Raw genomic sequence first — 19194 nt, 5'->3', positions numbered from 1 at the left:
GTATATAATGAATATAAATCGCCTTTTTCAAGGCGATTTATTATTTTACTTAAATGTAAGATATGTAATTCATACTTCGACGATTAAATTCGTGGTGTTAATCCGTACAATATAAATTGAATCGTATTTTCAATTTCCACTTCATCATCCCATTTTTCTTCAGGCAATAATAAAAACCTTGTTAATAGTAAACCTAATACAGCTGATAAAGTAAGTCGTAAAACAGAAGAAGAGGGCATTTCAATAATTTCCCCTTCTTCTTGAAACTTTACAATTAACTTTTTAAAATGTGAAAGTAACTCTGTTTCTACTAAATGTTGTATTTCATTTTTCAGTTCCGGCTGAAATGGCACTTCTTGAATTAATATTTTTATCATTGGAAAATGCTTTTTTGCAAATTCAAATCTATTATGAATAACAACTCTTAGCAGCCCTTCATACGATTCATACTCCGATTTAAATATTTCCTTTGCGAAGGCTTGTACAAAAAATGGTGCAGCAAACTTTGTTAATGTTGGCATGACGACTGCTAACAATAAATCTTTTTTCGTTTTATAGTAGCGGAAGATCGTTCCTTCCGCTACACCAGCACGCTTTGCAATTTCACTTGTAGAAGTTGATGCATATCCTTTTTCTCCAAACATATCAACAGCTGCCTCTAAAATACGCATTTGACGTTCATTTCGTTTATCCGTATTTGTTGCGGCAATTAATTCATCCAGCCAATCTTTCTTCATCTATAATGCCCCTTTGTATCATCATTATATTTTTCGATGTTTCTTTAATGCAAATACATTTCCTATTGTAAATAATAGAGAAAAGAGTAGTAATACAGTAAGATCTAATGCAATCTCTGTAAATCCTTGATTTCGAATCATCACTTGTCTCATTGCGTCCGCTCCATATGTGAGTGGAAATAATTTCCCTAACATTTGGAGCCATTTATTCATAGATTCAATTGGAAACAAACCAGAAAAGAAAATTTGTGGCACAATGACAAGCGGTATGAACTGGATCATTTGAAATTCATTATTTGCGTATGCTGATAAAAACGTCCCTAAAGTTAATGCCGTTAAAGAAAGCATGCATGTAATAAGTAGCGTTAGCCATATGGAACCAGCTACATACAAATCTAAAATATAAACTGAAAAATTCACGATTATAATTGATTGTATAAATGCAAAGATTCCAAAACCAATAATATATCCTACAACTATTTCCCATCTTCTCACTGGAGTGGACAATAACCTCTCTAATGTACCACTTAAACGTTCTCTAACAAAGGAAACTCCAGACAATATAAATACAAAGAAAAATGTAAAGAAACCAATCAATACGGGACCAAGCCCATCAAACATTGTAAAGTCTTTAGAGCCATGTAAGTAATTTACTTCAGGCTTCATAACTGATACTTCATTCTTTTCTGTACTCTTTTGTAAAACTTGAAGTACAGCACGATTTTTTGATGAATCACTTCCTTCTAATAAAAGATTCATTTTCCCATTCTCTAAATAAATTACTGCATCTACCTTTTGCAGTTCTAACTCTGAAATTGCTTTCTCTTTGCCGTATTCATAAATTGAGGCTTCTTCAGTTTTCATTGTTTTTACAATAGGAGCAGGCACATCAACTACAGCAATATGCGGTACATAGTCTTTTTGTGTAAACACTAGAGACAATAACCAAAGTAATAACATAGGTGCCCCAAACATCATCGCTAACGAACGTTTATCTCGAAAAAATTGGCGAATAATACGAATGATTACACCAGTAACTCTCATGATAGGGCCACCTCTTCCAACAAAAAGACATCTTCAATCCGTCCTGATGATACCCGTTTTTTCAATTCTTCAGGTATTCCAGTCGCAACTAGCTTTCCTTCTCTAATCAACCCTAGACGCTCACAAAACTCAGCTTCATCCATAATGTGCGTCGTTACGATAATAGTTGTGCCTTTCTTTTTCAAATCATAAAATTTTTCCCAGATTATTTTTCTAAGAAGTGGATCTATCCCCACTGTTGGCTCATCTAATATTAATATTTCAGGTTCATGAAGGAGTGCTATCGCTAATGATAAACGCTTCTTCATCCCACCTGAAAAATGCTGCACTTGCTGTCTTATATGTTGTGATAATTGTACAAGGTCAAAAACCTCTTCGATTCTTTCTTTTTTATGTTTTCCCTTTAATCCATACATCGTTGCAATAAAATCTGCATTTTCATATGCTGATAGTTCTTCATATAATGCATCAGCCTGAGCCATATAACCAATTCTTTTCATTTCATTTAAATTAGGCATGTTCGTGTTGTATACAAGCACTTCACCTTTCGTTGTCTCATTAATACCTGCAATCAATTTAATAAGAGTCGTTTTCCCTGAACCTGAAGGCCCAACTAAACCAAATATCTCTGCTTTTTCAACTTGCAATGAAAGATTGTGTAACACTTCTTTTTTTCCAAAACTTTTTGATACAGTCCGTAAAATAATGGCAGGTTGCTGCACGTATTCTTCCCCCTTTTCTAAAATGAGTGAGTACTCACTTTTATTTTACTCTTGCGTAATTATATGTCAAACTTCATTGATTAGTATGTATTTTCAATCTTAAACAATGAAACAGAGTCGACATTAGAATATCATTTCTTAAAGTCGACTCTGTTTCATTTAAATTATATATTTTATTTTACGTTTTTAAATTCATATATTTCCTAATTCTAGCAACATCTAAAGAATATTCGATAACTAATTGCTGTAACGGTAAAATAACTGTGTCCGGATATAAATGTGCATATTGTAATGTTTCTGCATATTTTTCTAACCTTTTTTCTAAATACTTTATAATTTGATCAGGATGACTTACTAATAAACATTTACAATAATAATGTATTTGTTCCTCAATCGCCGTATACTCTTCAATTTCATATTCTTTATGCATGTGTACACCCCTTTAAGTTTTTTACATGAATTACTTATCACACTTTTCACTCGACAAATTTTAATTTTTTTGATTATTTACACTATAACAAATTATCCGGGTCAAATTTTGTTACTTTATGTAACGTAGAAAATTTTTAACAAAATTGTAATGTTAACTTGTATAAATTACATATGGCTTATTTTTCTATACAAAAAATCGTACAGTTCAATTTAACTGTACGACTACAAGTTCTGGTCTATTGAAAATTCTTTGCGGAATGATACTATTACCTAGTCCTCTACTTACTACCATAGACGTATTTTGTTTTTCATATAAACCGGCTGTATATGTAGGGAGAACCCCTTGATTTGGAGCAACTAAACCTCCGATAAATGGCAATCTAATTTGCCCTCCATGAGCATGCCCTGATAACACTAAATCTATTTGCTCATCAGCATACTCTGTTAAAAATTCAGGCCTATGGGATAGTAATACATTATATGTATCCGGCTGCATTTCAAATTTCGCTTTTATAATTTCATCTTTTACAACATTTCCTTCATCACGGTTTCCAGTAACAAATTCCGGATCATCAATACCAAGTATATGTATGTCTTGTCCCCCTATTTGAATACTTACATGTTCATTTCTTAAAACAGTAACATGATGTTGCTTCAACTCTTTCTCTAAATCATTATATTTTCCTGACCATTTTTCATGGTTTCCTGTCACAAAATAGACAGGATACTTCTTTACAAGTTCTCGGATTAGTTCCATACTAACTTCCGGATCATATGATTTACTGTCAATTAGATCACCCGTAATAGCAATAATATCTGGATTTATGCTTCTTACTTTTTGAATTAAAGTTTCTTGATTGTCGCCAAATTTTTTATTATGTAAATCTGAAATTTGGAGGATTTTAAATCCTTTAAAAGCGGAGGGAATTTTACTGGAGGTTATTTTAACCTCAGTTATACTTATTAAATTGTTCTGTAAATATAGAAAGATACTACTACCTACTAATGTAGCAATAAGTAATATAATTCTTTTAGCCTTCTTGTTCATATTTCCTCCTAAAATTTTGATCAGTACTACAATTCTCAATAAACATTCCGTGCCCTTCGAATTCAGAATAACTGAAACTTTTTAATTGATTTGAAGTATTTTCATAGTGTTATACGTCTCTAATGAACACTTAGCTGTTTTCCAATCCCATTCGTATTAACTGCTATAAAGTGGAGCTTTAATATCCTAGGTTTCCTTCATGAGTGTATGATATCATGCTCATTTTCCATTGAATTTATAGCGAATCGCTGGAAGCTCTTCATCATATTATCATTTATCTTACTTAGTTTAATAACGATATAATGATAATTCCTATAGTTTTTTATAAAAAAATTGTGTATTTTTCTCGAAGTATATACGACATTTGCTTGCAAATATATTATTACCACTACGATTTTAATTTATTTAAAACGTACATAGAGAGAATTGAAACACTAAATTCACTTATGAAAAGTGATTATTACAATATTAATTAGAAAATTGAAATAATATGTGTAGATAGATATCATTGTAAATGCATATATAATTGATTTTAATTTTCTGACATATTTTCACATAATTTTCAAACTAATTTTTGTGTAAATTATGAAATAAAATAATGCACCGTGTCAGTCTTTAAAAGATTATATATCATAACTTAAAAGGAGGAAGAAAACTATGAAGAAGAAAAGAAAAATCATGATGACAACAGCACTTGCAGCTACATTAGCAACAGGTGCACTACCTACTACATCAGTGTTTGCTGCAGAAAAAGAGGCTTCTATCCAACAACAAGAGGCACAAATGAGTATTCAACCATTAGCACAAAATAATTTAGAAACAGCTGTTAATGCTGCCTTAAATGGTCCAGAAGTCAAAAAAATAAAAGTGTTTGAGCATGAATTTAACGTAAAAGAAATAGAAGTAGTAAATCTAGGTGCAGGAAAAAAATATGTTAAGGGACAAATTTCACATCATTTAAGTTTCCGTCCAGATGATCAATTTTATTATGAGTTTACTGTGCAAGATGGAAAAGTAGTAGATAAGCCTGTATTTAATATTGATAGAGGTGGTTGGACACCATTTGCTGCTCCGCTTTTATCAATTCTTGCTGCGTATAATGGGATTCCAGTTAATCCAAATGATTTGAATGCACTTGGTCAACAGATTGGAAAAGTTATAGATGGAAGCTGGGAACATGCAGCCCAATCTATCGCAACTGTAGTTAGTTTAAGTTTTAATGAGTAGAATTTTTCAATTTTTATTAGCCTTGCAGAGGCCCATTTTTCGTCGGTAGCCTTGTTATAAGAGATTCTGAAACAGCTATAAATAGATTTTTACCACTCAGTCACATTATCTTGATTTGTTAACCACCTTATCATTCATTATATGTCACAAAATAGAAGTCTTTTTTAAGACTTCTGTTTTGTTTGTATACAGTACCGCGGAAAATTTTTTCACCTATCTATGCTTCTATTCTTTAAGAATCCGTTTGGCTATTAGATACAATTTATTACAACAAACTATTAAAGTTTCAAGTAAATTACTACCTCTATTTTTAATTTTTTCAATCACAAAAATTCATTACTTTAAGAATGAAAACAATAAATATAATAAAAAATCATTTTATTTTATTATATCTATTATTTAAAAGTCAGGAGAGATAAAATGAACAAAATAAAAATGAGAAATTTCTTTAAAATTAGCATCCTCACTTGTTTTACACTAGCAAGTTTAAGTACACCGTCTACTATTTTAGCTGATAGTCATCCAGGTTATTCCTATGAATCCAATATAGGATATCAAAATCCATCGTGGATGTCGAAGGTAGTAGATTCAACAAAATTAAGTGAAATATCTATTCCAGGTACTCACGGTACAATGGCTTTACATGGAGCAAGTTTTCTTGATGAAAATTTGACAAGAAATCAAACTATGAGTCTACCCCAACAATTAAATTCTGGAATTCGATATGTAGATATGCGTGTTAAACGTGTAAAAGATTCTTTTGCAATGTACCATGGGATTGTAAATCAAAAAGCAATGTTTGAAGATGTATTAAAAGAGGCAATTCAATTTTTAAAAGATCATCCTACAGAAACAATTTTAATGCGCTTAAAAGAAGAAACTACTCCTGAAAGCGGCTCACTATCATTTGAAGAAATACTTAAAAAATACAAAGACCTTAATTCCTCCTATTTTTGGGATCCAAGTTCTGTACCAACTTCAAAAAGAAATAATCCTACTCTAGGCGATATCCGAGGGAAAATTGTAATCTTACAAAACTTTACAGCCTCTCAGCAATATGGCATTAATTACGATAGCTTAAATATACAAGATACATTTGAAATTGAAAACGGACCAGACGGAATGTATGAAAAATGGAATGCGGTGAAAACCCACCTTCAAAATACAAATAATAATTTTAACAATGATAAAATCTATCTTAACCATTTTAGTGGCACAGGTGGTGCTGCTGCATTATTAAATAATGTTTATCCTTGGTTTGTTGCAAGTGGTAAAGAGAGCAGAAATACTGATAGTAACTCCAAAATGATTCAAAAAGCTATAACTAATGCGTGGGAAGATTTCCCTCGTGATATAAATGGTCAAGTATTTTATGGTGGAATGAATACACTTGGCACTGAACTCTTACAACACGGTGGAATTAAACATACTGGTATCATTGCAGCTGATTTTCCTGGACCAGGTTTAATTGATAGTATCATTAAATTAAATGGTATACATTCGATTGAAAAAGAAATATTAATTTCGCAAATTTCATCTGAGTCTAGTCCTTTATCCGGACAAAAAAATCGATCCAGTCAAAACTTTAAAATTGATAGCTTACCTATAGGTACCAAGGAATTAAAATGGGTTTTTGAGCCTTCAGAAAAAGAGCATCCTTCTACTATTTCTTTCAATGTAATGATTGATGTTTCTCTAGGTACCGATTCTATCCGTTGGAAAAACATTTCACATGGATCTAGGACTGAAGCTTACACAAATACTAAATATTATATTGCAAATCCAAATGGTGCCACTAACAAATTTACAGTGAAAATATACGCTATTACAAATTAGAAAATAAAGAATCCCAATGAAATTCCATTGGGATTCTTTAATAATTTCATTTCGTATATGTTGAGATGGAGATTAAAAACTTCACCCCTGTTTCGGTATTGCACATAGAATTAGTGATAACTACCCTTCCCCGTTTATCATTTATTCAAAACTGGCTTCCAAAGCGATAGGGCAAAAATCCAATTTGAGTCGCCATTTCCTTGATGATTTTGCACCGCTTCATACACTTTTCCTTCATGTACTACTCTATCACCTTTAATATATGCCTTTCTTGCATCCCATTTTTCATATGTGGAATCCTCTGACTTTGTCGTTACATTCAAAACGTCACTTCTACTAGATTCATTTCCAGCTAAATCAACCGCCGTCACTACATACTTATACGATGTATTAGTCTTCAAATCTTTATCCATAAAGGATGTATTATCAGCTGCCCCAATTTTATTCATAACCCCAGCGCTTTCTCTATATACAATATAATGGTCAACACCTACATTATCTTCAGACGGACTCCACATCAAATCAACAGTTGTCGCTGTTGTACTCATACTATGTAACCCTTTCGGTTGAGTCGGAGCTTCTGTATCTGGAGTTTCATTTGTTGTCTTAACCTTTAGTTTTTCACTTTCTTTTGATATGTTTCCAGCAGAGTCTAATGCCTTTATAGTATAGGTATATTCCGCATTTGCTTTTAGTTTTTTATCAGTAAAAGTTGTACCTGGTACCGTATCAATTACTTCTCCATTGCGTAACACTTGATATTCTTTTACACCTATATTATCAGTAGAGGCCTTCCATGTTAGTGCAACACTATTGGCAGAAACTTTAGACGTATTTAATCCAGTTGGTTGACTTGGAGCTACTGTATCGGGAGTTTCATTATTTACTAGATTTACATCAATTACATTATAAAACGCATTTGACGTATCTGCTACATCCCATACAGCTAAAATAACATGATAACCATTTCGATCAGTTGGTACATTAATTGTATGTGTTAAATTATTTGATGCAGCCGAACCGTCATGTTTCACAGTTCCAATTGGTTCTAATTCAGCACGTATTAATGGTTTATTAGGATCCCATCCCTTTTTTGTAATGTAATAATGCCATTTACTTGTAGAATGTGCAGCTGTATATTTCCATGTAAATGTATTTGCTCCACCCTTAATCGTATTTTTGAACCAGCGATTTGATGTTTGTTGGTCAAGAATCCCTCCAAACAGTCCTCCTGCCGAAGCGATTTTCCCATCAATTGGTCCACCATCTGGGAATCCTTTAGGTGCTTCTAAGCTTTGAGGTTCGTACATTATGTTTCCACAATTTAAATTTAATGCCCCATAATTCTGACTACATAAAGCAGAACGACTACTTGGTTTTTCAACAAACCCATGTGCATATGTACTTTGAGGAATCATTGTAATTGCCATCACCCCTGCAGCTAAAACACAAGCTCCAATTCCTTTTTTACTTTTTCTTAATCTTTCTAATTTAGATGTTAATTTCAAATTCATTCTTATCCCCCCAATATATTGTTTACGCTAATATAATAGCAATATAAGAATAAACGAACAAATTACTAGTAAATATACTAATATCACTCATACATTGTTACATTTATTATTATTTTTAATCTCATATAAAAATAAAATAAATACAATAACTCTATTTTGTAACATTATGTATTAATAGAGGAATAAAATCCTTATATTATTTCACAAAAAATTCAAATATTAATTTAAAGAATTATATTTAGCCTCATGCTGAAAAAATACAATTTTAAAGTAAAAAAGTCTGGAAGAAGCTGATTAAATCAGTCTCCTCCAGACTTCACACTTCTACTATACAACATACATACAAGTCATTTCCAAGGCTAAATTCACACATATTTTCTAAACTCGAAAAAACACAATAAATAATCTGTTTATATTCAAATGGTGAATGCACACAAACCCTTTAATCTTAGATACATATTCCTATAAAATACCTCTAGATATCCAACTTAACTTTATAGTACTTGTGAATAGTCATCTTCTACCCTGTGAATCCTTACTTTAAACAAATCATCTAGAGATTGATAATGTAAGGTAAAAAAGAGAATTGACAATCCAATTCCCCCATAACATTCTTTTAATTTATTATATGATTTTTACCTAATAAGGTACAGGAACAAACAAAAATCTTCAGTGTGATTGCAATTATTATAAATATAAACGTTTTTAGGGTGAAACGTTTAAAGGGTACTTTACTGAATTGTTATTAACTGCTCCTGTACCTAGTATTTAAATTAACTTATGTCAATATATTTTACAATACAAGTGTTAAACGTTACATATTTCTATATTTAATGATACATTTCATCAACACGTCTCTCCTAATTCATATGCTAAATATAGAAAATTCAGCTCGTTAGGATTTAATTTTAGAATTCTCATAATAGCAAATAATAGATTAGGCACATAATTGTCACAAATTAATAGTTTATCTACTTATTGATTACCTATGAAAAAATTTATTACCATTTCAATCTTTACTCCTAAACTAAAGCACATCTATACCAACAATTACTTAAACCTTTTTTAAATAATCTTTCAAAAGAGTCGATAGTTTTATATTTTTTATTTTTTTATTGTACATTTGTACATTTGATGTTAGGATTATGCCTATTAAAATTGAATCCTAACGATTCTTCTTTATAATTTCTATATTTTAAATACCAAATAAAAATATAGATTCTGAAACACGATCAAAATCAGAACAAAAATGTCGTTATTTTACAATGATGTCGTGGAATACCTTTAGAATGGAAAGATACATGCAACAACGTGTTAAGGGGTTACAGGGGGAACAAAAATGAGAGACTTTTTTGATGATAAGTATAAAAATATTGAATTAAAAAGGAGGTTAATAAATTTAATAAGTGACATTAGCGAGTTCAAAGGAAAATTAGCTGCTTATCAGGAACAAAACCCTGACATATTTAATAATTTAGAAAAAACTATACCACTACATTACATAAAAAATTTCACAACTATTTATGAAGATGTAAAAGTTCCTAATAAAAGATTAAAAGAGCTTATTTTAGATGATATAGTACCTCAAAATATTTCAGAAGATGCTATTTTTTGTTATTATCAAACACTTTCTTTTGTACATAAAAACTCCTGTACTTTATTAATTAATCCAGCAACTATACAGGAATTGCATTTTCAACTAATACATTACATTACCTCGGACAGTGCCAAATGGCGTGAAAAACCTTTTATTATTCCAGGAATTCCAGAACATGGAATGCACTTGAATAGTTACCGCATTCTTCCGCATGAACTTATTCCACAGTTTATGGAGCAATTATGTGATCAATACAACTCATTAAATACTAGTAAGGGGCTACATTCACTTTTATTAATAGCTCGTTTTATATTAAATTTTTATTGCATAGTCCCTTTCAATCAAGGTAATAACAGGCTGGCATTTATGTTAATGCAATTGCTGTTAATTAAGAGTGGACATACATTTGTAAAATATGTATGTTTGGATAAATATATTAAGAAACATGAATCTGATTATTACAATTCGATTTATAAATCTTCGGTGAATTGGTACTGCGAGGAACATAATAATAGCTTTTGGTTAAAAACGTTTTTAACAATTATATTAGAGGCTTACAAAGATCTTCATAACACAGTTCTAGATTCTATATGTAAACATACTAAAGTTGAGAGAATCCAGGATTTTATACTTAAACAAAAACAACCCTTTACTAAGGAAAGTATTCGTAACACTTATCCAGACATTGCAGAGAGTACAATCAGTAAGGCTTTAAATTCCTTGCAATTATTTGGCCATATTAAGCTAGTTACAAAAGGACGAAACGCAACGTGGATTAAAATTTGACCATACTTTCAAGATACCTGAGGTTCAAAAATTCAATTATAACTTTATCATTGAATTTCATGACTTTGAACTCATATTCATTGAATTTCACTTTAATTTTTAGCTATTATTACTCTTTTTGTTATTTCTAATTCCAACAAGATATTTTATAGGAAAAGGTCCGCTTTCCTCCGCCTTTTCCTATAAAAAAATTAGATATAAACATAAAAAAATTGTCGGAAAAAGTCGTATTTTAATATTTTTTCTTTATTTTCTAGTTGTAAACGCTTCAATTTCATGTTAACATCTTAATCAAACAATAGATGGTAATAAAAATGAAAATATTTCTTTCCCTTAGAAACATATAAACGTACGGTACTATCAAGAAAATAAGGCCAAAGAAATATTTGATACTTACCAAAATAACCAATAAGAATTTTGTTGCGCTGATTTTTCTGATAATTAAGAAAACACATTTTGTCCCTAAACAAAATTTATTAGCACGCAAAATTCAAATACACTAGAACACCCAAATAAATGAAATGTCCTTTTTTATTGAGCATTGAGGTATGAAAAAAGAATTCTTCCTACAAAATTCAGCTGATTAACATAAAGACATCTAATTTACTACCTTTTTCACCATCTATTGTTGACAATATATTTACCAACTATAAAAAAGAACCTATCGAGGGTTCTTTTTTATTATAATCATTCAAAATTCAATTCTATCTTGATACTTAGATTTCCACACAAATTACATCTACTTTTTTGCTCTCAATTATTAATTTCCATTCCCAATTTGTTTAAATTTGTGAATAAAATTCCATCATATAAAAATAATAAATACAACTAATCGTTATATATTAAAGAGGTGTCAATTTTGTCCTTAAATGAAAAGACCCTAGAAACAAAGACAGATAAAACCATTGAAAAAATCCAAACAAGTAACTTAAAAGAACTTAAAAATACATTAGATAACATCTTCGATATTAGTGCAGATTTGATTGAACATCCTTTGCAATTAAAAACAAACACGAATATTTTACTATATTATTTTGAAGGCCTTACAGATGGTGTTGCATTAAAAGGAAATGTTGTTACACCATTATTACAAGAAGTGAATGAAGACAGTCAAATATTTAATTCTAATATTATTGCTACTCATACAAAAATAGTATATACATGGAATGAAATTAAAGAAGGATTACTTGAGGGTCAATGTGTACTATTTATGGAAGGAGAAAATCGGTCACTTCTAATAAATACAAAAGGCTGGGCAGAAAGAGCCATTCAAGAACCAATTTCAGAAGTTACTATTAAAGGCTCACATGATGGTTTTATTGAGAATGCCACAAAAAATATAGGCCTAATTCGTCGATATATTCCTTCTACAGAGTTAAAAATCAAAAAGCTGACAATTGGAGAACGAGCCACTTCTTTAGTCTATTTAATTTACTTAGGTGATGTAGCAAACTCAGATGTAGTCCAAGAAATAGAAACTAGAATCTGTAACATTAAAACGGATGCGGTATTGAGCATTGGAGAACTATCTAATTATACAAAAGATCAAAATTGGACTCCTTTTCCACAGGCTTATTTAAGCGAACGCCCAGACGCCATTGCAAATCATATACTTGATGGAAAAGTAGCAGTGTTAATGGATAGATCCCCTGGTGCAATGGTTGTTCCAATGAATTTAATTGGATTTTTTCAAACTCCAGATGACTATAATATTCATTGGCTCATTGCATCATTTTTTCGTTTATTACGATTTGCAGGATTTATTATTGCTATTTTTTTACCCGCATTTTATATTGCTATAGTCTCTTTTCACTTTGAAATCATTCCTATAGATTTATACACTTCTATTGCAACATCAAGAGTCAAAGTCCCTTTCTCTCCCTTATTGGAAGCTTTTATAATGGAAATTACACTAGAAATGCTACGTGAAGCTGGTATTCGCTTACCACAACCCATTGGACAAACCATTGGAATTGTTGGAGGGATTGTAATTGGACAGGCAGCTGTTCAAGCTGGTCTTGTAAGTAACGTTATGGTTATTATCGTATCTATTACAGCCATTGCATCATTTATTGTTTCTAATTATGATTTATCAAGTTCTATACGCCTTATTCGTTTTCCAATGATGTTATTGGCATACTTTTATGGGATTGTAGGTATCGTTAGTGGATTAATGCTCTTATTCGCTCATTTTGTTTCACTAACCTCCTATGGTTCACCATACGGATTGCCAATCGCGCCATTTCGGCTCCAAGAATTAAAAGATTCTTTTGTAAGATTTCCTATTTCTATGATTACCACCCGCTCGAGTACAGGACAGCCGAAACAAAAAAAGAAAAAAGAAGGTGGTACGCATGGGGAATCTTAAATTCCAAAACATAACTTTATTCGAATTTATTATTTTCATTCATTCACTGCAACTTGCATCAGGTATGTTAATTATGCCAAGCCCACTTGCTACTACGGCTGGCACAGATGGCTGGATTTCTATCATACTTGGCTGGATAACTACTTCTATAATCGGCGTATTTATTATATTAATGTTACAAAAAAATCCTAACAAAAATTTCTCACAAATCTTAAAAACTTACTTTGGTAAATGGATAGGGACAATTCTTTTTCTTTTATATGCCTTTTATCTATTTTTTGCTGGCTTTAATACTTTATTAAAGGCAACTAATATTGTAAAAGTGTGGATATTCCCTTCCATTCCTGCTTATCAAATCACCATATTATTACTATTACCTTTTATTATTTTAGCTCTGAGTGGGTTAAGGGCTCTTACTAGTTATTCTATGCTTGTTTTCTTCTTCACTACTTGGATGCCACTATTTCTTCTTTTTTCACTAAAGACTAACTACAATCCTTTACACCTACTACCTATATTTAAAGAAGGATTATACCCTATTGTAAAGGCAACAAAAGAAACCATTACTCCTTATGCTGGCTTAGAAATTGCATATTATATATATCCGTTCTTACAAAAAAAACAAAAGGCCATAAAAGGACTACTAATTGCGAATACTGGAACCATGATTTTCTATCTATATGTGACTATTCTTTCTTATATATACTTTAGCCCCGAGGGGATAAAAGACGTAATTTGGCCCGTATTTCATTTGTTACAAGGGGTTCGTTTTTCTTTCATGGAACGATTAGAAATTATTTATATCGCTTATTATTTAATTGTATTCTCCACTACTTTATATCCGTATTTATTTTTCAGTTTTGAATCTATGACCATATCACTTCAAAAAAACACCCGAAATTGGGCGCTGCTTGCTTTTATGTTATTTATAGTTGGCCTATTTATTTTTGTAAATCCCGATGTGGATCAATATTTGTTTATATATTCTCTTATGGATATCTTAAATGTCATTTTCTTTATTCTATTACCAATCTTATTTTTCGCTTACAGTATTCTTTTTACTTGGGTTACTAGGAGGAAACAACTTTGATTCGAAAATGGATATGGATTGTACTTTGTTGTGTATATTTAATTAGTTGTAGTCAGAGAATTCCTCTTGAGAAGGTTTCATTAATCCTGTTAATTGGCTTGGATAAGGCCCCTAATGGAGACATAAAAGTTGGCACAAGCATACCACTGTTTCATCATAAACAGCCAAAAAGTACTATAGAGCATTGGACACAAGCATCAACTGTATATACTGGATTCAGTAAGATAGATACAAAGTTAACGGGCTATATGACAGCCTCCAAAGCTGAAATCATTTTAATTGGAAAAAAATTAGCAAAAGAAGAGAATTGGTTGCAGGAGCTTGATTCTTCTTACCGTGATCCTTACGCTACAATTAATGCTAAAGTAGTACTTGTAGATGGGCCAACAGAAGAAATTTTTAAAATTCATAAGCCTAGCAAACCATCACTACCATCTTATATCAATGGTGTAATCGAATCCTCAATTCAAAATAACCAATCCATCTCTTCTACAATTCAACAATTAATGAGAGAACAAAATGAGGAAGGAATGACACAAACTGTTCCAATTATCAAAAAAACAAAGAATGAAATCGACACAGTAGGAATTGCATTTTTAAATCGAAAAGGGAAATTTTTAACTCATATCCCTAAAAAAGATGTTAAATTTTTCAATCTTATAAATAAGTCAAAAAGTAACGGCCGAATGATACTACACCTTGTGCTTCCTCCTAAAAAATCCAACAAAAAAACAAACACTTCTATCTTCGTACAGAACGCGACAAGGAAGGTAGATGTTAATTTTCAAAACGGAAAGTTTGTATTTAATTTCAATATATATGCTAATGTAGCTTTAATAGAAAAAACCAATGCGAATTTAATTAAGGGGCATTATGATAATAAAAAAAATATAAATAATTTAAAAAGTGCTATTCAAAAAGAAATAAATAATAATTTACAAAATATGTTGAATGAAATACAGCAGAATAAAATTGATCCAATCGGATTATCCCTATATGCTAGAGCTTTTCAATATAAAGAGTGGAAAAAAGTAAAAGGAGATTGGTTGCAAGCGTTAGCAGAGGCTAAAATAACTGTAAAAACACACGTCAAAATAAAAGATACTGGAACCATTAGAAATTAGTCTAGGATTTAATAGCATTTCTCAAAGGAATCACATATTGTTCTAGTGATTCCTTTTTCTGAGAGAATAATGCCTTGCTTTAACGAAAATACAGTATATGCAATTATTCATTTATTTGTTCTAGTTATGAAAAAATCTATTCCTGTCAAAAAAGCTTAGTTCAAAGAAAAACTTTCTATGAATCTATACTTATATCTTAAATCCACCAATTAACTCTTGAAGTTCTTCTGCCATCTGTGCTAAGTGTATCGCTGAAGAATTTATCTCTTCCATGGAAGCATGTTGTTCCTCAGATGAACCTGCTATCGTTTGCATGCTTGAAGAATTTTCTTTCACAGCCATAGATATTTGATCAATTGATGTATCGACTTTCATTGCATCAGTTGTCATTTTATTTGATAGTTCCACCATACCATGCACTTTTGACACAATATCATTTGCGGATTTTGAAATCTCATAAAAACTTTGTTTTGTATCATTCGCAACCTGAATTCCCGACTGTACTTCTACACCTACTTCATTCATGGCTTTTACAGTCTCATGTACATCTGATTGTATTTCCTTAATTAAACTTCCAATTTCCATTGAAGACTCGGATGATTGCTCTGCTAACTTCCTAACTTCATCAGCAACAATTGCAAAGCCTCTTCCCTGTTCTCCTGCTCTAGCTGCTTCAATTGCTGCATTCAATGCTAATAAATTTGTTTGTTCCGCAATATTTTGAATCGCTTCTAATATACTTCCAATTTGTTGCGATTTCTTATCTAGTAATTTTATTACATTATCAGATTGAGAAACAGAGTAATGTATAGACTGCATTTGTGTTACAGTTTGTTCTACTAATTGTTCACCCTCATTGGCTTTTTGTTTTGTGTATATAGATGAATCCGATACTTCAGAAGCATTATCAGCTATGTATTGAATATTTCGTGTTACCTCACCAATTAATTTAGCTCCAGATTCAACTTCATTATTTTGAACCTCTGCACTGTTCGAGATTTCTTCCATTTCTTTTGTAATTTGTTCTGTCGCAACACTTGCTTGCTCTACGCTAGCAGTTAGTTCCTCAGAAGAAGCAGCTACATGTCCTGCAGATGTATTAATTTGAGTAATAATATTACGTAACGACTCTGCCATTGTATTAAAACTACCACCTAATTGACCAAGTTCATCCTTTGAACGAATATCTATTTTCTCAGTTAAATCTCCCTGACTAATTCTTTGAGCTGAAATTACTAATTGTCTTAGTGGAGTAATAATTGATCTAAGTATGAAGAAAATTAAAATTCCACCTAACAATAATGAAGCCCCTATTATAGTGAGCGTTTTATAAAAAATAGGATTGGTAGCTTCTTCAATTTCTTTCGTAGGCATTACACCAGCTATTTTCCATCCTGTTTTTTTGTTTGTCTTAAAGCTTATGTTTCGATCTTCACCATTAAGGCTATAAGTAATTACTGCATCTTCTTTCTTGTACAGTTCATCCGCTAAAGTTTTCTCTAATTTCTCACCAGGATTCAGTGATGGATGAACAACTATAGTTTTATCTTGACTGACTATAGATACAAAGCCTTGCTTTCCAATTTTTATCATTTTGGATGTTTTTACGATATCATTAATATTCAAATCTACGCCAATGACACCACTTTTATCTGCATTTTGCTTTGCAATTGCAATTACCATATTTCCTGTAGCCTTTGATTTATATGGAGATGAAACAATAATTCCTCCCTTTGCTTTTACTGCATCCTTATACCAACTACTTTCTAACGGATTAAACCCTTCTGGTATTTTTCCAACAGGTGCATGAATAAATTGATTGTTACCGGATGCCGTATAAATCGTTTCTATCTCTGGATGTAACTGTATATATTGATCAAATTTACTCTGTACATTTTGTAATTGTTCAGGATTATAATCACCTTGTGTGAGTACCTTTGCAAAATGAGTTACATCTGTATGTTTATTTTCTAATTCATCATCTACAATCTTATCTAAAATACTTACATTATCTTTTGCTGATTGTAGGATTGTTTCATTAAGATCTGTTTTTGCCTTATTATAGGATGATACTCCTACGATAAGACTAGGTATAATTAATATTCCGATAAATGCCATAGACAACTTCGTTTTAAGCTTTATTTGTCCCATTCTTTCTTTTATATTAAACACTAGATACTTCTCCTTTTCATTCATACTACTTATATAGTTTATTTACATTTTCTCTCCTTTATTTTTTCCACATTCACTTATGGTACCATTCGAAATGAAATCATTTTTATATTCATTTACCTTTATTTTCATATGTAGCGATTTAAATTCCACAAGCTGAGTTTTATATATCTTCCTTTCGAATATGTTTTTTAGATTAAGCAATTATTAGACTACAAATTATTCCAAATAAACTGGATGAAACATATACTTCATTTTTAAAAAATTATTGGCTTTGTTTGGATAAAATTTTAATTTAGCGCTATACAAATCGTGTGAAATCCTTACCACAATAAATTCACTATGCATAACTAAGTGAATTTATTCTTTTAATAATTATATTTAACTGCCTTTTAACTATTCTAACTGCATCACTTCATTCATTTATCTATTTACTACAGCCACTTTTGTTGTATTGAATCACTAAACCATAAATTCTGAATAGAAGAATAAAATAAATTGGAGAACTTCATTGTAACATGTATATATAAGTTTTAAATATTAAAATTGAAAAACATATTATTTTTAGTTTCATAAAATGCTAAGGACTTATTATGAAACTTTTTTTGACAATCGCATATATCAGGATAATACTAACATTAGAATACACTTTCGCAGGAACCAATATGGATTTTGGAGAATGAAATGTTATGAAACATATTAATATTAGTAGGAAGTATGACTAGCATTGAAATAATTTCACCAACAAATGAAGTTAAAGCCGCATATTCTGAATCTTTTAATGACGATTGGGGATATAAAACCATTAATGAATTAGAGGGAGCTGAAAATAGTACATACCAACCCGACTGGAATATTGAACACCTCATAACAGGAGATACTTTCTACTTAACTCAACGTTTTGGTAGAGCGCATTTTGGTGCCAAAATGAAGATTTTCAAGGTTCACCCTGACGGCACTTTACAACGCTTTATTACAATTGAACCAGAATTTATTACTATGCCTAAAGGATTAGAAATTTGGAGAACACCAATTACAAATGTATATACTAAAGGGACATATATTGCAGTAATTAAGTATAATGGAGAATTTACCTACTCAAATCATTTTCAAATTAATTAACTCTTTCCTACTCAGTAGCTAAAATTGATTAATTAGGTAGCTATGAAGAATTAAGAACTTAACCAGCTTCAATTGGATTTTAACTTTTTTAATATAAACACATTTTACTTTTAATAGAGGTAAGTTAACTATTATATCCACCTACTCTTCGTATGCAATATTGCATACGAAGAGCCTTAAATATTTTGGTATACTATGCATTTGGATTTTTCATCCAAAATTTCACTCAAACGCATATTTATGTATATGTATATGCCGACCCTAATTGCTAAAAGTGTGCTTGTACTTAGGTCTTTAGATATTTTACATTTTGAATCTTAATACTAATCCACGTATGGAGTCAGTTGTTTTCTAAAAAACATTCCAGCGTTTTCA

At 31.0% G+C, this 19194-nt stretch carries 14 protein-coding genes; 7 read left to right on the top strand and 7 right to left on the bottom strand.

Annotated elements, in window-relative coordinates; all coding sequences use genetic code 11:
* Window positions 1-83: 83 nt before the first annotated feature.
* The 5 genes from J0835_RS12175 to J0835_RS12155 all read right to left on the bottom strand — a co-directional run bounded on the left by J0835_RS12175 (window position 84) and on the right by J0835_RS12155 (window position 3983).
* The gene (locus J0835_RS12175; protein ID WP_087980471.1) at window positions 84-737 is read right to left on the bottom strand and encodes a TetR/AcrR family transcriptional regulator; all 654 of its coding nucleotides are present in this window, start codon (window positions 735-737) and stop codon (window positions 84-86) included.
* Between the two features lie 24 nt (window positions 738-761).
* Window positions 762-1781, bottom strand: a complete 1020-nt coding sequence (locus J0835_RS12170; RefSeq protein ID WP_087980470.1) for an ABC transporter permease — start codon at window positions 1779-1781, stop codon at window positions 762-764.
* Window positions 1778-2503 (bottom strand): ABC transporter ATP-binding protein, encoded by a 726-nt coding sequence (locus tag J0835_RS12165; RefSeq protein ID WP_140386756.1) that lies wholly within the window; start codon window positions 2501-2503, stop codon window positions 1778-1780. The genes J0835_RS12170 and J0835_RS12165 overlap by 4 nt, the downstream gene beginning before the upstream one ends.
* Before the next feature lie 178 nt (window positions 2504-2681).
* On the bottom strand, window positions 2682-2933 hold the full coding sequence (locus tag J0835_RS12160) for a hypothetical protein (RefSeq protein ID WP_000548621.1): 252 nt from the start codon (window positions 2931-2933) through the stop codon (window positions 2682-2684).
* Window positions 2934-3140: 207 nt separating this feature from the next.
* Window positions 3141-3983 (bottom strand): metallophosphoesterase, encoded by an 843-nt coding sequence (locus J0835_RS12155; RefSeq protein ID WP_087980469.1) that lies wholly within the window; start codon window positions 3981-3983, stop codon window positions 3141-3143.
* A 657-nt stretch (window positions 3984-4640) separates the two neighbouring features.
* On the opposite strand from J0835_RS12155, the gene J0835_RS12150 reads away from it, so the two are divergent.
* Entirely contained in the window at window positions 4641-5210 is a 570-nt protein-coding gene (locus J0835_RS12150) for a methyltransferase (protein ID WP_087980468.1), read from the top strand.
* Between the two features lie 420 nt (window positions 5211-5630).
* Complete coding sequence (locus J0835_RS12145; RefSeq protein WP_087980467.1) at window positions 5631-7046, top strand: phosphatidylinositol-specific phospholipase C; 1416 nt, start codon at window positions 5631-5633, stop codon at window positions 7044-7046.
* Between the two features lie 137 nt (window positions 7047-7183).
* Here the strand turns inward: J0835_RS12145 and J0835_RS12140 are convergent, their stop codons facing one another.
* Window positions 7184-8560 carry a lytic polysaccharide monooxygenase gene (locus J0835_RS12140; protein ID WP_087980466.1) on the bottom strand — a complete coding sequence of 459 codons (1377 nt, stop codon included), beginning with the start codon at window positions 8558-8560 and terminating at the stop codon, window positions 7184-7186.
* 1339 nt (window positions 8561-9899) lie between these two features.
* Here J0835_RS12140 and J0835_RS12135 point away from each other — a divergent pair.
* From J0835_RS12135 to J0835_RS12120, 4 genes are all read left to right on the top strand, one after another.
* On the top strand, window positions 9900-10943 hold the full coding sequence (locus J0835_RS12135; RefSeq protein ID WP_001204203.1) for a Fic family protein: 1044 nt from the start codon (window positions 9900-9902) through the stop codon (window positions 10941-10943).
* 859 nt (window positions 10944-11802) lie between these two features.
* A complete protein-coding gene (locus J0835_RS12130; RefSeq protein ID WP_087980465.1) occupies window positions 11803-13311 on the top strand; it encodes a spore germination protein in 1509 nt (502 codons plus the stop codon).
* On the top strand, window positions 13298-14401 hold the full coding sequence (locus J0835_RS12125) for a GerAB/ArcD/ProY family transporter (RefSeq protein WP_087980464.1): 1104 nt from the start codon (window positions 13298-13300) through the stop codon (window positions 14399-14401). The genes J0835_RS12130 and J0835_RS12125 overlap by 14 nt, the downstream gene beginning before the upstream one ends.
* The gene (locus J0835_RS12120) at window positions 14398-15525 is read left to right on the top strand and encodes a Ger(x)C family spore germination protein (protein WP_087980463.1); all 1128 of its coding nucleotides are present in this window, start codon (window positions 14398-14400) and stop codon (window positions 15523-15525) included. Before J0835_RS12125 ends, J0835_RS12120 begins: the two co-directional genes overlap by 4 nt.
* 189 nt (window positions 15526-15714) lie before the next feature.
* On the opposite strand, the gene J0835_RS12115 is transcribed toward J0835_RS12120, so the two are convergent.
* On the bottom strand, window positions 15715-17697 hold the full coding sequence (locus J0835_RS12115; RefSeq protein WP_140386755.1) for a methyl-accepting chemotaxis protein: 1983 nt from the start codon (window positions 17695-17697) through the stop codon (window positions 15715-15717).
* A gap of 717 nt (window positions 17698-18414) precedes the next feature.
* On the opposite strand from J0835_RS12115, the gene J0835_RS12110 reads away from it, so the two are divergent.
* On the top strand, window positions 18415-18819 hold the full coding sequence (locus J0835_RS12110) for a DUF5065 family protein (protein WP_087980462.1): 405 nt from the start codon (window positions 18415-18417) through the stop codon (window positions 18817-18819).
* Window positions 18820-19194: the final 375 nt, after the last annotated feature.

The organism is Bacillus cereus group sp. Sample62 (assembly GCF_036851315.1).
GTDB lineage: Bacteria > Bacillota > Bacilli > Bacillales > Bacillaceae_G > Bacillus_A > Bacillus_A wiedmannii.
This window is presented reverse-complemented; position numbering and strand designations above follow the sequence as displayed.

What these genes read in the sequence shown, in the direction of transcription:
- J0835_RS12175 (WP_087980471.1), bottom strand. Translation starts at nt 737, where the DNA reads ATGAAGAAAGATTGGCTGGATGAATTAATTGCCGCAACAAATACGGAT.
- J0835_RS12170 (WP_087980470.1), bottom strand. Translation starts at nt 1,781, where the DNA reads ATGAGAGTTACTGGTGTAATCATTCGTATTATTCGCCAATTTTTTCGA.
- J0835_RS12160 (WP_000548621.1), bottom strand. Translation starts at nt 2,933, where the DNA reads ATGCATAAAGAATATGAAATTGAAGAGTATACGGCGATTGAGGAACAA.
- J0835_RS12155 (WP_087980469.1), bottom strand. Translation starts at nt 3,983, where the DNA reads ATGAACAAGAAGGCTAAAAGAATTATATTACTTATTGCTACATTAGTA.
- J0835_RS12150 (WP_087980468.1), top strand. Translation starts at nt 4,641, where the DNA reads ATGAAGAAGAAAAGAAAAATCATGATGACAACAGCACTTGCAGCTACA.
- J0835_RS12145 (WP_087980467.1), top strand. Translation starts at nt 5,631, where the DNA reads ATGAACAAAATAAAAATGAGAAATTTCTTTAAAATTAGCATCCTCACT.
- J0835_RS12140 (WP_087980466.1), bottom strand. Translation starts at nt 8,560, where the DNA reads ATGAATTTGAAATTAACATCTAAATTAGAAAGATTAAGAAAAAGTAAA.
- J0835_RS12135 (WP_001204203.1), top strand. Translation starts at nt 9,900, where the DNA reads ATGAGAGACTTTTTTGATGATAAGTATAAAAATATTGAATTAAAAAGG.
- J0835_RS12125 (WP_087980464.1), top strand. Translation starts at nt 13,298, where the DNA reads ATGGGGAATCTTAAATTCCAAAACATAACTTTATTCGAATTTATTATT.
- J0835_RS12110 (WP_087980462.1), top strand. Translation starts at nt 18,415, where the DNA reads ATGACTAGCATTGAAATAATTTCACCAACAAATGAAGTTAAAGCCGCA.